The 13,645-nt window shown below is 75.1% G+C and carries 12 protein-coding genes; 2 read left to right on the top strand and 10 right to left on the bottom strand.

Annotated features, from left to right (window positions below; translation table 11 throughout):
- Positions 1 to 32 precede the first annotated feature (32 nt).
- The gene (locus tag IE286_RS07220) at positions 33 to 2,345 is read left to right on the top strand and encodes a beta-xylosidase/alpha-l-arabinosidase (protein WP_189795773.1); all 2,313 of its coding nucleotides are present in this window, start codon (positions 33 to 35) and stop codon (positions 2,343 to 2,345) included.
- 275 nt (positions 2,346 to 2,620) lie between these two features.
- On the opposite strand, the gene IE286_RS07215 is transcribed toward IE286_RS07220, so the two are convergent.
- From IE286_RS07215 to tsaB, 4 genes are read right to left on the bottom strand one after another with little or no spacing between them, the layout of a single operon-like run.
- Entirely contained in the window at positions 2,621 to 2,878 is a 258-nt protein-coding gene (locus tag IE286_RS07215) for a hypothetical protein (protein WP_189795772.1), read from the bottom strand.
- Entirely contained in the window at positions 2,875 to 4,005 is a 1,131-nt protein-coding gene (gene tsaD / locus IE286_RS07210; RefSeq protein ID WP_189795771.1) for a tRNA (adenosine(37)-N6)-threonylcarbamoyltransferase complex transferase subunit TsaD, read from the bottom strand. Before tsaD ends, IE286_RS07215 begins: the two co-directional genes overlap by 4 nt.
- Positions 3,998 to 4,513, bottom strand: a complete 516-nt coding sequence (gene rimI / locus IE286_RS07205; protein WP_189795888.1) for a ribosomal protein S18-alanine N-acetyltransferase — start codon at positions 4,511 to 4,513, stop codon at positions 3,998 to 4,000. Before rimI ends, tsaD begins: the two co-directional genes overlap by 8 nt.
- A gap of 41 nt (positions 4,514 to 4,554) precedes the next feature.
- Positions 4,555 to 5,208: a tRNA (adenosine(37)-N6)-threonylcarbamoyltransferase complex dimerization subunit type 1 TsaB gene (gene tsaB / locus IE286_RS07200; RefSeq protein ID WP_189795770.1), complete on the bottom strand. Its 654-nt coding sequence runs from the start codon at positions 5,206 to 5,208 to the stop codon at positions 4,555 to 4,557.
- A gap of 135 nt (positions 5,209 to 5,343) precedes the next feature.
- Here tsaB and IE286_RS07195 point away from each other — a divergent pair, with 135 nt between their 5' ends.
- The gene (locus tag IE286_RS07195; protein WP_229862029.1) at positions 5,344 to 5,907 is read left to right on the top strand and encodes a hypothetical protein; all 564 of its coding nucleotides are present in this window, start codon (positions 5,344 to 5,346) and stop codon (positions 5,905 to 5,907) included.
- A gap of 444 nt (positions 5,908 to 6,351) precedes the next feature.
- Here the strand turns inward: IE286_RS07195 and tsaE are convergent, their stop codons facing one another.
- The 6 genes from tsaE to glmS all read right to left on the bottom strand — a co-directional run bounded on the left by tsaE (position 6,352) and on the right by glmS (position 13,481).
- Positions 6,352 to 6,906, bottom strand: a complete 555-nt coding sequence (tsaE, locus tag IE286_RS07190; protein ID WP_189795769.1) for a tRNA (adenosine(37)-N6)-threonylcarbamoyltransferase complex ATPase subunit type 1 TsaE — start codon at positions 6,904 to 6,906, stop codon at positions 6,352 to 6,354.
- Complete coding sequence (locus IE286_RS07185; RefSeq protein WP_189795768.1) at positions 6,872 to 8,188, bottom strand: alpha/beta fold hydrolase; 1,317 nt, start codon at positions 8,186 to 8,188, stop codon at positions 6,872 to 6,874. Before IE286_RS07185 ends, tsaE begins: the two co-directional genes overlap by 35 nt.
- 164 nt (positions 8,189 to 8,352) lie before the next feature.
- Positions 8,353 to 9,555, bottom strand: coding sequence for an alanine racemase (gene alr, locus IE286_RS07180; RefSeq protein ID WP_189795767.1), 1,203 nt, complete (start codon positions 9,553 to 9,555; stop codon positions 8,353 to 8,355).
- A 13-nt stretch (positions 9,556 to 9,568) separates the two neighbouring features.
- Positions 9,569 to 11,107: an NAD(P)H-hydrate dehydratase gene (locus IE286_RS07175; RefSeq protein ID WP_189795766.1), complete on the bottom strand. Its 1,539-nt coding sequence runs from the start codon at positions 11,105 to 11,107 to the stop codon at positions 9,569 to 9,571.
- A gap of 93 nt (positions 11,108 to 11,200) precedes the next feature.
- Positions 11,201 to 11,572 (bottom strand): holo-ACP synthase, encoded by a 372-nt coding sequence (locus IE286_RS07170; protein ID WP_189795765.1) that lies wholly within the window; start codon positions 11,570 to 11,572, stop codon positions 11,201 to 11,203.
- A 61-nt stretch (positions 11,573 to 11,633) separates the two neighbouring features.
- The gene (glmS, locus tag IE286_RS07165; RefSeq protein WP_189795764.1) at positions 11,634 to 13,481 is read right to left on the bottom strand and encodes a glutamine--fructose-6-phosphate transaminase (isomerizing); all 1,848 of its coding nucleotides are present in this window, start codon (positions 13,479 to 13,481) and stop codon (positions 11,634 to 11,636) included.
- Positions 13,482 to 13,645 lie beyond the last annotated feature (164 nt).

Genomic DNA, 13,645 nt, shown 5'->3' with positions numbered 1-13,645 from the left:
CCCCCTTCCCCGACCCCACTGACAGGAGCTCCATGACCACCGCCCCCTGGCAGGATCCCGCCCTGCCCGCCACCGCCCGGGTCGACGATCTGCTGGCCCGCATGACCCTCCAGGAGAAGACGGCCCAGCTGTACGGCGTGTGGGTGGGTGCCTCCACGGACGGCGACGGTGTCGCCCCGCACCAGGAGCAGATGAACACCGACTACGACTGGGACGAGCTGATCACCCGCGGCCTGGGCCAGCTCACCCGGTCCTTCGGCACCGCACCCGTGGACCCGGCCGTCGGCGCGCGGGCCCTGGCGAGCGCCCAGCGGCGGATCGCCGAGGCCGGCCGCTTCGGCATCCCCGCCGTCGCCCACGAGGAGTGCCTGGCCGGCTTCACCGCCTGGGGCGCCACCGCCTACCCGGTGCCGCTGGCCTGGGGGGCGACGTTCGACCCGCAGCTGGTGGAGGCGATGGCCGCGCGCATCGGCCGGGACATGCGGTCGGTGGGCGTGCACCAGGGCCTGGCGCCGGTGCTGGACGTGGTCCGCGACCTGCGCTGGGGCCGGGTGGAGGAGACCATCGGCGAGGACCCCTACCTGGTCGGCACGATCGGCAGCGCCTATGTGCGGGGCCTGGAGTCGGCCGGGATCGTCGCCACGCTGAAGCACTTCGCCGGATACGCCTCCTCCGCGGGCGCCCGCAACCTGGCCCCGGTGCGCGCCGGCGTCCGGGAGTTCGCGGACATCACCTTGCCGCCGTTCGAAATGGCCCTGCGCGAGGGCGGCGCCCGCTCGGTGATGGCCGCCTACACCGAGACCGACGGCGTGCCCGCCTCGGCCGACCCGCGGCTGCTGACCGAGCTGCTGCGGGAGCAGTGGGGTTTCACCGGCACGGTGGTCGCCGACTACTTCGCCATCGACTTCCTGCAGACCCTGCACCGGGTGGCCGCAAGCACCGCTGAGGCGGGCCGCCTGGCCCTGGCCGCCGGGATCGACGTCGAGCTGCCCACGGTGAAGGCCTACGGCGACGAGCTGGTGGCCGCCGTGCGCGCCGGAGAGGTCCCCGAGGAGCTGGTGGACCGCGCGGCCCGCCGGGTGCTGCTGCAGAAGTGCGAGCTGGGTCTGCTGGACGCGGACTGGACGCCCGAGGTGCCGGACGGCCCCGTCGACCTGGACTCTGCGGAGAACCGGGCGGTGGCCCGGAGCCTGGCCGAGGAGTCAGTGGTGCTGCTCGCCAATCCGGACGGTGTGCTGCCGCTGCCGGCCGACGGCCGGATCGCGGTGGTCGGGCCGCGCGCCGCTGACGCCCTGGCCATGCTCGGCTGCTACTCCTTCCCCTCGCACGTGGGCGTGCAGCATCCCGACGTCCCGATGGGCATCGAGATCCCCACCGTGCTGGACGCGCTGCGCACCGAACTGCCGGACGCCAAGGTGACGTTCACCGAGGGCTGCGGGGTGTCGGACGAGGACACCTCACGGTTCGCGGAGGCCGTCGCCCGCGCCCGGGAGGCGGACGTGTGCGTGGCCGTGCTCGGCGACCGCTCCGGCCTGTTCGGCCGCGGCACCTCCGGCGAGGGCTGCGACGTGGCCGATCTGAACCTGCCCGGTGTCCAGGGCGAGCTGCTGGACGCGCTGGTGGGCTCCGGGACTCCGGTGGTGCTGGTGCTGCTGACCGGCCGGCCCTACGCGCTCGGCCGGTGGGCGGAGCGCCTGGCCGCGGTGGTGCAGGCGTTCTTCCCCGGCGAGGAGGGCGGCCCGGCCGTGGCGGGCGTGCTCTCCGGCCGGGTCAACCCCTCGGGCCGGCTCCCGGTGAGCGTGCCGCGGCTGCCCGGCGGCCAGCCGTGGACGTATCTGCAGCCGCCGCTGGGCCTGGCCGGCGAGGTGAGCAGCCTGGACCCGACGCCGCTGTACCCGTTCGGGCACGGCCGGTCCTACACGACGTTCCGCTGGGAGTCCTTCGAGGGCTCGGGCAGCGGGCAGATCGGCACCGACGGCTCCTACGAGCTGTCGCTGACGGTGCGCAACACCGGTGACCGGGCGGGCGCGGACGTGGTGCAGCTGTATCTGCACGACCCGGTGGCCTCGGTGACCCGTCCCGACGTCCGGCTGATCGGCTATCAGCGGGTGGAGCTGCATCCCGGCGAGGCCCGCCGGGTGACCTTCCGGTTCCACACGGATCTGTCGGCGTTCACCGACCTGACCGGCCGCCGGGTGGTCGAGCCGGGCGAGCTGGAGCTGCGGCTGGCCGCCTCCGCCGCGGACGTGCGCCACACCGCCCGGCTCACCCTGACGGGCGAGGTACGGCAGGTGGGTCACGACCGCCGGCTGCGCTGCGAGACGGAGCTTACGGCCGCGGACTGAGCAGCAGTCGCGGGTCCGCCTCCCGGCCGGGGACGGGCCCGCCGCCGTACACCGCCGTGACACCACCCGACGCCGCATGCCGGCAACGCGAAGACCCCGCTCCGGGCGGACCGGAACGGGGTCTCATCGAGCGCCGGGCAGGCCTTGCACCTGCATCTCCCCACAGGAAGCGGGGCGTCTTTCCTTAGACCACCAACGCATTCGCTCACCGGGCTGTCCTGCCCGCTCGCGTGTGATGATCATAGCGCATCCGGCGGGCGGGGTGCCACACGCGATCAGTCCTCGCCCGCGGACTCGAACCGCCAGCGGTGCACCGCACGGGTGACCAAGTCCGGGTCGGGGTCGGGCAGTTCGGGGAGATCAACGTCGTAGGGGGCGTCCCACCAGGTGATGACGAGGACGCGGTCCTGGGGGGCGCGGAAGGTCTCGCGGCGCAGGGGCCGCCGGGGCAGGGTCTGCGCGCGGGCCCAGGACAGCAGTTCCTCGCCGCGGCCGGCGACCGCGCGGGCCTCCCACATCAGGGCGACGGTCACGAGTACAGGTTCTCCTTGCTCATCTCGTGGACATGGTCGTGGGAGTGCGCGTGGCCGTGGCGGTGCGGCGGCTGTTCGGCCGGGACGTGCGAGGCGGTGACCGGCAGGGAGGAGTCCGCCGACAGGTCCCAGGCGGAGGCCGCCCGGTCGCGGCGGACCATCTCGGCGCCGAGCGCCGCCACCATCGCGCCGTTGTCCGTGCACAGCTTGGGCCGCGGGACGCGCAGCCGGATCCCGGCCTTCTCGCAGCGTTCCTGGGCCAGGGCGCGCAGGCGGGAGTTGGCGGCCACGCCGCCGCCGATCATCAGGTGGTCCACGCCCTGGTCCTTGCAGGCGCGCACCGCCTTGCGAGTCAGCACGTCCACGACGGCCTCCTGGAAGGAGGCGGCCACGTCGCGCACCGGGACCTCCTCGCCGGCCGCCCGCTTGGCCTCGATCCAGCGGGCCACCGCGGTCTTCAGGCCGGAGAAGGAGAAGTCGTAGGCGGCGTCGCGGGGACCGGTCAGACCGCGTGGGAAGGCGATCGCCTCCGGGTCGCCCTCGCGGGCGTAGCGGTCGATGACCGGGCCGCCGGGGAAGCCCAGGTTCAGCACGCGGGCGACCTTGTCGAAGGCCTCGCCGGCCGCGTCGTCGATGGTGGCGCCCATGGGACGCACGTCGGAGGTGATGTCGGCGGACAGCAGCAGCGAGGAGTGCCCGCCGGAGACCAGCAGGGCCATCGTCGGCTCCGGCAGCGGGCCGTGCTCCAGCTGGTCCACGCAGATGTGCGCGGCCAGGTGGTTGACGCCGTACAGCGGCTTGCCGAGCGCGTAGGCGTACGCCTTCGCCGCGGAGACGCCGACCAGGAGGGCGCCGGCCAGGCCGGGCCCGGCGGTGACGGCTATGCCGTCCAGGTCCTTCGCGCTCACCCCCGCCTCCTTCAGGGCCCGCTCGATGGTGGGCACCATCGCCTCCAGGTGGGCCCGCGAGGCGACCTCGGGGACGACGCCGCCGAAGCGGGCGTGCTCGTCGACGCTGGAGGCGACCGCGTCGGCCAGCAGGGTGGTGCCGCGGACGATGCCGACGCCGGTCTCGTCGCAGGAGGTCTCGATGCCGAGGACGAGCGGCTCGTCCCGCATGTCAGCCATGGGTGTCAGGTTCCTTGTACGCCGTTGACGGGGGTTGCGGAGCGGCGGGGGCCGCCGGGTCGGACAGGCGCATCACCAGCGCGTCCACGTTGCCCGGCTGGTAGTAGCCGCGGCGGATGCCGATGGGCTCGAAGCCGAAGCGCTCGTAGAGCTTCTGCGCGCGGACGTTGTCCACCCGGCACTCCAGCAGCACCTCGGTGCACTCGAAAGCGGTCGCGGCCCGCAGCAGCTCGGCCAGCAGCTTGGAGCCGAGGCCGGTGCCCCAGTGGTCGCGGGCCACCGCGATGGTCTGGACGTCGCCCTGTCCGCCGGAGGCGACGAGGCCGGCGTAGCCGACGATCCGGTCGGTGCCCTGCTCGTCGCGGATCTCCGCCACGACGTACCGCCGGGTGGCCTCCGGGCCGCGGGAGTGCGCCAGCTCCGACCAGAACATGCCCCGGGACCAGGCGTCCTCGGGGAAGAGGTCCTTCTCCAGCTCCAGCACCGGGTCGATGTCCCACCAGCGCATCTCCCGCAGCACGGGGGTGGGCCCGGTCGTCGTCCGCCCGCTCACCTGGGGGTGACCACCTTGTAGTTCTTGGGCACCTGCGCGTCGGGGCGGCGCAGGTACAGCGGCCGGGGCTCGGGCAGCTCCTCGCCGGCGGCGAGCTTCTCGGCGGCCAGCGAGGCCAGGGCGGCGGCGGACACGTGCTCCGGCTCGTGCGCCTGCGGGAACACGCCGGGGTACAGCAGCGCTCCCGCGCCGACCGCGGGCAGCCCCTTCACCTGCTCGGCGATGTCGGCGGGGCGGTCGACGGCCGGGCCGGTCACCCGGGTGCGGGAGTCGGCGTACCGCGCCCAGTACACCTCCTTGCGGCGGGCGTCGGTGGCGACCACGAAGGGCCCGGGGAGGTCGGCCGCGTAGGCGAGGGCGTCGAGCGTGCACACGCCGTGCACGGGGACGCCGAGCGCGAGGCCGAAGGTGTCGGCGGTCATCAGGCCCACCCGCAGCCCGGTGTAGGGGCCGGGGCCGGTGCCGGCCACGATGCCCGTGACGGCGTCCAGGCCCAGCCCGGCCTCGGCGAGCACCCGGTCGACGGCCGGCAGCAGCAGCTCTCCGTGCCGGCGCGCGTCCACCTGGCTGGAGGAGGCGATGACGGCCTCACCGTCGTGCAGCGCGACGGTGACGGCGGGGGTGGCGGTATCCAGAGCGAGCAAGAGCACGCAAACAGCCTACGGCTCCGGCGCCCGCGGCACGTGCGCCCGGGGCCGGGGCCGCCCGGCTGCTACCGTCGCGCCTGCGGGGGCAGCCCCCTGACGACAGCCCTGCACCATCGACCGGGACAGAGGTGGGCGAGCGTGGCGAGAAGCAGTTCGGTGTGCGTGGCCGCCCTCACCGCCGCCGCCGTCGCCACGGTGGGCTTCCTCGCCTACCGGGCGCAGGCGACCGTGCCGCGGGATCTGCGGGGCGGGCCGGGCGCCACGGCCTCGGCGGCGCCGAGCCCGAGCAGGGCCCCGCGCGAGGAGGGTGACCCGCGCGCGCTGCCCGGCGGGTCGGGCACCGGCGAGCGGGTGGTGTACTCGCTCGGCGGCGACCGGGTGTGGCTGGTGAGCGCGGGCGGCCGGGTGGAGGCCACCTTCCCGGTCACCCCCGGCACCGTCGACCCGCCCCCCGGCACCTACGCGGTCACCTCCCGCTCGAAGGCGGTCACCGGCACCGACGGCGTGCCGGTCGAGCACGTGGTGCGGTTCACCAGCGTGGACGGGGTGGTCATCGGGTTCAGCGCGGCGGTGGACGGTGCCACGCCGGAGCCGGGCACGGGCACGGCGGTGAAGACGGGCGGCATCCGGGAGTCGCGGGCCGACGGCGCGACGATGTGGACGTTCGCCACGATCGGCCAGAAGGTCGTCGTCGTGCCGTGAGCCGCGGCCGGCCCCGGCTGCGGCGGCCGCCCTCCTTCACCCGGCGGGGTGACACCGTGTCGCGCCGCCTCTCCTCCGTTCGGGGCGTGGTCAGGGCGCCGTCCGCGCGGGCCCGGAGGGCGCCGGAGACGGTGTCCGGGCGTTGGGGCCCGGTGTCTTCGGGCGATCGGCCCGCGGCTCGGCGGGCACGGGGTCCGGGGCACGCGGCGGGCGGGAGACCGCGGCCGCCGCCGCGCAGGAGGCCAGCAGCTCGCTCATGCACACACCCGCGGCCCGGTGCGGCCGCGGCGACGGTCCGGTGGCCGGCATGGACGCCTCCAGAGAGTCGGAGCAGGTGAGGTTAGGCAAACCTAACCGCGATGCGACTCCATGGGAACACGTCCGGGGCGTCCGGCGCAATCACCCGAAGGTGCCCGCATGCGTCCGGCCGCTTGACGGCAGCTCTCACCGAGCGAGGGCCGCCACGTCCACGGCCTGCCACCGGGGGCCGATGCCGGTGACGGTGACATGCCGTACCTCGTCGGCGTCCGGGGCCCCGGAGCCGTCCGCTGTGGCGCCCGCCGTGCCCAGGGTGCGGTGGATGCGGACCTGGAGCCGCTCCTCGGTCAGCTCCTCGACCTTGCCCTCGCCCCACTCCACGACGACCACCGACTCCGGCAGCGACACGTCGAGGTCCAGGTCCTCCATCTCCTCCAGGCCGCCCGACAGCCGGTAGGCGTCGACGTGGACGAGCGGCGGGCCGTCGCCGAGGGACGGGTGCACCCGGGCGATCACGAAGGTCGGGGAGGTGACGGCGCCGCGCACGTTCAGGCCCTCGCCCAGGCCGCGGGTCAGCGTGGTCTTGCCCGCGCCGAGTTCGCCGCTGAGCATCACCAGGTCGCCCGCGCGCACGAGCGCGGCCAGGCGCCGGCCCAGCGCCCGCATCTCCTCGCTGGAGGCGACGGTGATCTCGACGGACACGGAATCAGCCGGGCTGTGCGATGCTGCTGGTACGTCCATAACCGCCCACGGTAGTGCCTGCGGGAAGCGCGCCCGCGCGGGTGAGCAGCCCGGCGAGCCGGCCGGTGACGGCCTCGGGGTGCTCCAGCATCACCAGGTGCCCGGCGTCCGGGACCAGCACCAGCTCCGCCTCCGGCAGCAGCCGGGCGATGGCCTCGCTGTGCGAGCTGGGCGTGATCAGGTCGTCGGTGCCGGCCAGCACCAGCACCGGCAGGCCGCGGAAGCGGGCCAGCGCCTCGGTCTTGTCGTGGTCGGTGAAGGCCGGGTAGAACTCGGCGACCACGTCGATCGGGGTGGACTCGATCATCCGCTCGGCGAACCGGGCGACGGCCGGGTCGATGTCCCGCCCGGCGAAGGAGTACCGCTTGACGATCCCGGCGAAGAGGTCGGCGGTGGCCCGCCGTCCCTTCTCCACCAGCTCCGCGCGCCGGCCCAGCGCCTTCAGCACGCCCGGCAGCACCCGGCGCACCGCGTCGACCCCGGCGACCGGCAGCCCGAAGTTCACCTCGCCGAGCCGCCCGGGGGAGGTGCCGACGAAGGCGGTGGCCACGACCCGCTCCCGGATCAGCTCGGGGTACTGGGCGGCCAGCGCCATCACGGTCATGCCGCCCATGGAGTGCCCGACGAGCACCAGCGGGCCCTCGGGGGCGGCGGCGTCGATGACGGCCTTCAGGTCACGGCCCAGCTGGTCGATGCTCAGCGGCTCGGCGCCCTGCAGCTGGGCCACGCCCCGCCCGGAGCGGCCGTGGCTGCGCTGGTCCCAGTGCACGGTGCGGACCACGCCGCGCAGCGCCGCGCGCTGGTAGTGCCAGGAGTCCTGGTTGAGGCAGTAGCCGTGGCTGAAGACGACGGTGACGGCCGCGGAGCCGGTGCGGCGGGCAGGCCCGGCAGGAGAGCCGGCGCTCGCACAGGAACGGGGACGCGGGATCAGGTCGCCCGGGCCGGCTCCGGGAGAGGGGTCCTCGGGCTCTTCGGCCTCCTCGGGCTCTTCGGTCTCCTCGGCCCCGTCGGCCTCGTCTACCTCGTAGTACAGCTCGGTGCCGTCGTCGGCGACGGCCAGGCCGGGGGTACCGCGCAGGGTTCCGAAGGGGGCGGCGGCGTCCAGGACGAGCCGGGCCTTGCGGCGCACGTCCCTGCCGACGGTCATCCGTTCGATGGCGACGGTGGCGGCCGCGCCGGCCGCCACCAGGCCTATCGCGGCGCCCGCGATCCCGGTGGCCCGGCGCCGGCCGCCGAACGCGTCGACGACGGCGGCGAGCCCCGTCGCCCTGCTCTCGCTCACGTAGCGCTCCTTCTCGTCCCGTCGCCTCCCGCGCACCGGACGGCGCCGCGGCAGGGCGGTGGCCCGGCGGGGGTGCGGGGACCGGCACACGCCGCCTGCCGGTCCCGTTCCCGTTTCTCCTGCCTCCACCCCCTGTTGCGCGCCCCGGCGCGCGTCCCGCGCCTCTAGGCGCCCTGGTCCTCCCGCCCCTCGTCCTCGGCCTCCTCGGCGTGGAGGTAGACCCGGGGGACGCGGGAGCCGATGCGGGTGACGATCTCGTACGCGATGGTGCCGGACGCCTGCGCCCAGTCCTCCGCGGTCGGCTCCCCCCGGTCGCCGGGGCCGAAGAGCACCGCCGGCGCTCCGACCTCGGGCTCGTCGCCGCCCAGGTCGACCACGAACTGGTCCATGGCGATCCGTCCCGCCACGGTCCGCCGCTTGCCGCCGACCAGCACAGGGCCGGTGCCGGAGGCGTGGCGCGGGATGCCGTCGGCGTAGCCCACGGGCACCAGTCCCAGGGTGGTGTCGCCCGGAGTGACGTAGTGGTGGCCGTACGAGATCCCGTGCCCGCCACCGGCGTGCTTGACCAGCGCGAGGGACGCCGAGAGCGTCATCACCGGGCGCAGCCCGAAGTCCGCGGGGACGCCCAGCGCGGGGCTGGGCGACAGCCCGTACAGGGCGATGCCGGTGCGGACCAGGTCGAAGTGGCTCTCGGGCAGCGTGAGCGTGGCGGGCGAGTTGGCGATGTGCCGCACCTCGGGACGCACGCCCTCGCCCTCGGCGTACCCGGTCATCTCCCGGAAGCGGTCCAGCTGCGCGGCGATGGACGGGTGGCCGGGCTCGTCCGCGCAGGCGAAGTGGGACCACAGCCCGGTGATCCGCACCAGCCCCTCGTCCTGGGCGCGCAGCGCCTCGGCGACCAGCCGGGGCCAGTCGGCGGGCGGGCAGCCGTTGCGTCCCAGGCCGGTGTCGGCCTTCAGCTGCACCCGGGCCGGCCGGGCGGCGGCCCGCGCCGCCTCGCGCACCTCGGCCAGCGCCCACAGCCCGCTCACGGAGACGTCGACGTCCGCCTCGATGGCCTCCCGCCACGGCCCGCCGGGCGTCCACAGCCAGCACATCACCCGCACCTGCTCCGGGGACAACCCGGCCGCGCGCAGCGCCAGCGCCTCCTCGGGCGTGGCCGTGCCCAGCCAGGTCGCCCCGGCGGCGACGGCGGCACGCGCGCACGGCACGGCACCGTGCCCGTAGGCGTCGGACTTGACCACGGCCATGAGCTGCGCGCCGGGTGCCCGGTCACGCAGGGCCCGCACATTGGCCCGCAGAGCGGCCAGATCGATCTCGGCGCGGGCGCGCAGCGGAGCCGTCCGCAGGTCTGCTGTCTCGTTCATCGCGCCCAGTGTCTCAAAGACCACCGGCGGCCCCACGGCACCGTGGGGCCCACGGGCCGCGAACGGCTCGGACGCGCACGGTGTCGACGCCTCGGGCGCGCACGGCGTCCGGCGCGCTGTCGCGCACGTCCCGCCACGCCCGGGGCAGCAGGTCCGCCACGTCGTGGGCGCCGGCGGGGGCGCCGTGGGCGGCGTGACGGCCGGCCAGTCCGTGCAGGTAGGCGGCGACACTGCCGGCGTCCAGGGCGGACAGGCCCGCGGCGAGCAGGGAGCCCGCCAGGCCGGACAGGACGTCGCCGCTGCCGGCCGTGGCCAGGTACGGGGTGCCCGTCGGGTTGACCCGCACGGGGCCCCCGCCGGGGCCGGCGACGAGCGTGGTGGAGCCCTTGAGCAGCACGGTGGCGCGGTAGCGGGCGGCCAGTTCCCGCACCGAGGCCAGCCGGGCCGCCTCCACCTCCTCACGGGCCACGCCGAGCAGGGCCGCGGCCTCCCCGGCGTGCGGGGTCATCAGGGTCGGGGCGGTACGGGAGCGCACGGCGTCCACGTCGGCCAGCCGCAGACCGTCCGCGTCGAGCAGCACCGGCACGTCCGCCTGAAGCACCTGAGCCACGGTGCCGGCGTCGTCGCCGACACCCGGCCCCACCACCCAGGCCTGCACCCGGCCGGCCCGGTGCGGTCCCTGGTCCGAGACCAGGGTCTCGGGGAACCGGGCGATCACCGCCTGCCCGGCCGGGCCGACGTAGCGGACGGCGCCCGCGCCGCCGCGCAGCGCGCCCGACACGGCGAGCACCGCCGCCCCCGGGTAGCGGGCGGAGCCGGCCGCGATGCCGACCACGCCCCGCCGGTACTTGTCGCTCTCCGGGGCGGGCACCGGCAGCAGCCGGGCCACGTCCGCGTGCTGCAGGGCCTGAAGGTCCGGCTCGGCGGGCAGCTCGGGCCCCAGTCCGATGTCCACCAGGCGGACGGTCCCGGCGCAGGTGCGGGCCGGGTCGATGAGCAGCGCCGGCTTGTGGGTGCCGAAGGTCACCGTCACATCGGCGCGCACGGCGGCGCCGAGCACCTCGCCGGTGTCGGCCTCCACCCCGCTGGGCAGGTCGACGGCGACGACCACGGCGTCCGAGCGGGCCGCCCGCTCGGCCAGCGGGATCGCGGCCGGGCGCAGCCCGCCGGTGCCGCCGATGCCGACGATGCCGTCGACCACCAGGTCCGCCCGGTCGATCAGCCCCTCGGCCGCGTCCGGACGGGCGACGGTGCCGCCCGCCCGGCGCAGCGCGGCAAGTCCGCCGTTGTGGGCGCGGTCGGGGGCGAGGAGCACGGCGGCGACCCCGGCGCCCCGGCGGGCCAGCCGGGCTCCGGCGTACAGGGCGTCACCGCCGTTGTCGCCGCTGCCGACGAGGAGCACCACCCGGCTGCCGTAGACCCGCCCGAGCAGACCGGCGCAGGCCGCGGCGAGCCCGGCGGCGGCCCGCTGCATGAGGGCTCCGTCGGGCAGCCGCGCCATCAGGGCACGTTCGGCTGTTCTGACCGTCTCGACGCTGTACGCGGTACGCATGCCGTCGAGTCTGCCCCGCACGGTGCGCCGCCCGCACGACGACCCGTCACCGGCCGGGCAAGCGACGCCCGCAGCGCCGGCCGCGCGGGCACGTCATCCCTCGGCGATCACCACGGCCGAGGCCACGCCCGCGTCATGGCTGAGCGAGACGTGGAAGGACCGCACCCCCAGCTCGGCCGCCCGTGCCGCCACCGTGCCCTTCACCCGCAGCCGCGGCCGGCCGCTGTCCTCGACGTACACCTCGGCGTCCGTCCACAGCAGCCCCGCCGGTGCGCCGAGCGCCTTGGCCAGCGCCTCCTTCGCGGCGAACCGGGCGGCCAGCGAGGCCACGCCGCGTCGCCCGCCGCCGGGCAGCAGCAGCTCCTGCGGCACGAACAGCCGGTCGGCCAGCTGCGGCGTCCGCTCCAGCGACGCCGCGAACCGGTCGATCGCGGCGACGTCGATCCCGACCCCGATGATGCTCATGCGCAGCACCCTACGGCGGGCTCACGGCGGCCCGTCCGCCCCGGGCCGTGCGCGAGCGGCCCTACTCCACCGTCACCGACTTCGCCAGGTTGCGCGGCTGGTCCACCGCGTTGCCGCGGACGGTGGCCAGTTCGCAGGCGAAGACCTGCAGCGGCACCGTGGCGACCAGCGGCTGCAGCAGCGTCGGGGTCGGCGGGATGCGGACGAGGTGGTCGGCGTACGGGACGACCGCCTCGTCGCCCTCCTCGGCGATCACGATGGTGCGGGCGCCGCGGGCCCGGATCTCCTGGATGTTGGAGACGATCTTGTCGTGCAGCAGGGACCGGCCGCGCGGCGACGGCACCACCACGACCACCGGCAGCCCTTCCTCGATGAGCGCGATCGGCCCGTGCTTCAGCTCCCCGGCGGCGAAGCCCTCGGCGTGCATGTACGCCAGTTCCTTCAGTTTCAGGGCGCCTTCGAGCGCGACCGGGTAGCCCACGTGCCGCCCCAGGAACAGCACCGTGTTCCGGTCGGCGAGCGAGCGGGCCAGCTGACGCACCGGTTCCATGGTGCCCAGCACCCGCTCCACCGCGTCGCCGATCTGCGCCAGGTCGCGCACGACCGCGCGGACCTCGTCGCCCCACTTGGTGCCGCGGACCTGCCCCAGGTACAGCGCCACCAGGTAGCAGGCGACCAGCTGGGTCAGGAACGCCTTCGTCGAGGCGACCGCGACCTCCGGGCCGGCGTGCGTGTAGAGCACGGCGTCGGACTCGCGGGGGATCGTGGAGCCGTTGGTGTTGCAGATGGCCAGCACCTTGGAGCCCTGCTCGCGGGCGTGACGCAGCGCCATCAGCGTGTCCATGGTCTCCCCGGACTGGGAGATGGCGATGACGAGGGTCTGCGCGTCCAGGATCGGGTCCCGGTAGCGGAACTCGCTGGCCAGTTCCACCTCGCAGGGGATCCGGGTGAAGTGCTCGATGGCGTACTTGGCGATGAGCCCGGCGTGGAAGGCCGTGCCGCAGGCCACGATCACGACCTTGTCCATCTCGCGCAGCTCGGAGGCGGAGATGCGGACCTCGTCGAGCGTCAGGTTGCCCTCCGCGTCGATCCGGCCCAGCAGGGTGTCGAAGACCGCCTTGGGCTGCTCCGCGATCTCCTTGAGCATGAAGGAGGCGTAGCCGCCCTTCTCGGCGGCGGCCGCGTCCCAGTCGACGGTGAAGGCGCGGGCCTCGGCCGGCCGCCCGTCGAAGCCGGTGACCGTGACGCCGTCCCGGCGCAGCTCCACCACCTGGTCCTGGCCCAGCTCCAGCGCGGAGCGGGTGTGCGCGATGAACGCGGCGACGTCGGAGGCGAGGAAGGCCTCGCCGTCCCCGATGCCCACCACCAGCGGCGAGTTGCGGCGGGCGCCGACCACCACGTCGGGCTCGTCGGCGTGCATCGCGACCAGCGTGAACGCCCCCTTGAGCCGCCGGCACACCAGGCGCATGGCCTCGGCGAGGTCGGCGGTCGCGGAGAACTCCTCGGCGAGCAGGTGGGCGACGACCTCGGTGTCCGTCTCGGAGGTCAGCTCGTGCCCGCGCTCCATCAGCTCGCCGCGCAGCTCCGCGAAGTTCTCGATGATGCCGTTGTGGACGACGGCCACCCGCCCGGCGTTGTCCAGGTGCGGGTGGGCGTTGGCGTCGGTCGGGGCGCCGTGGGTGGCCCACCGGGTGTGCCCGATACCGGTCCAGCCGGCCGGCAGCGGCCTCTCCGCCAGCTCCTTCTCCAGGTTGACCAGCTTGCCCGCCTTCTTCGCCGCCGCCAGCTGGCCGTCGGCGAGCACGGCGACGCCCGCCGAGTCGTATCCCCGGTACTCCAGCCGCTTCAGCCCGGCCATGACGACGTCCAGCGCTGACTGCGGCCCCACATACCCTACGATTCCGCACATGATCGCAGCCTACGGGCCGGCCGGCGCCCCTAGCGGCCGTTGCGTGCCCGGAATCGGAAATTCCCACCGGGGTACGAACGGTGCGGCGGGCGGGCCGGGGACCGGGGTGACACACCCCACCCTCCGGCCCGTTCATACTTCGTCAACAATGAACCTGTGATCTC

The sequence above is a fragment of the Streptomyces thermodiastaticus genome (assembly GCF_014656135.1).
Classification (GTDB): Bacteria; Actinomycetota; Actinomycetes; order Streptomycetales; family Streptomycetaceae; genus Streptomyces; species Streptomyces thermodiastaticus.
The sequence above is the reverse complement of the archived record's forward strand: the minus strand, read 5'-3'. Positions and strand labels throughout refer to the sequence as shown.

Excerpts from the sequence above, each read along its gene's own strand:
- IE286_RS07220 (WP_189795773.1), top strand. The coding sequence starts at position 33 with ATGACCACCGCCCCCTGGCAGGATCCCGCCCTGCCCGCCACCGCCCGG.
- tsaD (WP_189795771.1), bottom strand. The coding sequence starts at position 4,005 with ATGGCTGACATGCGGGACGAGCCGCTCGTCCTCGGCATCGAGACCTCC.
- rimI (WP_189795888.1), bottom strand. The coding sequence starts at position 4,513 with ATGCGCTGGTGGGACATCGACCCGGTGCTGGAGCTGGAGAAGGACCTC.
- tsaE (WP_189795769.1), bottom strand. The coding sequence starts at position 6,906 with ATGGACGTACCAGCAGCATCGCACAGCCCGGCTGATTCCGTGTCCGTC.
- alr (WP_189795767.1), bottom strand. The coding sequence starts at position 9,555 with ATGAACGAGACAGCAGACCTGCGGACGGCTCCGCTGCGCGCCCGCGCC.
- IE286_RS07175 (WP_189795766.1), bottom strand. The coding sequence starts at position 11,107 with ATGCGTACCGCGTACAGCGTCGAGACGGTCAGAACAGCCGAACGTGCC.
- IE286_RS07170 (WP_189795765.1), bottom strand. The coding sequence starts at position 11,572 with ATGAGCATCATCGGGGTCGGGATCGACGTCGCCGCGATCGACCGGTTC.
- glmS (WP_189795764.1), bottom strand. The coding sequence starts at position 13,481 with ATGTGCGGAATCGTAGGGTATGTGGGGCCGCAGTCAGCGCTGGACGTC.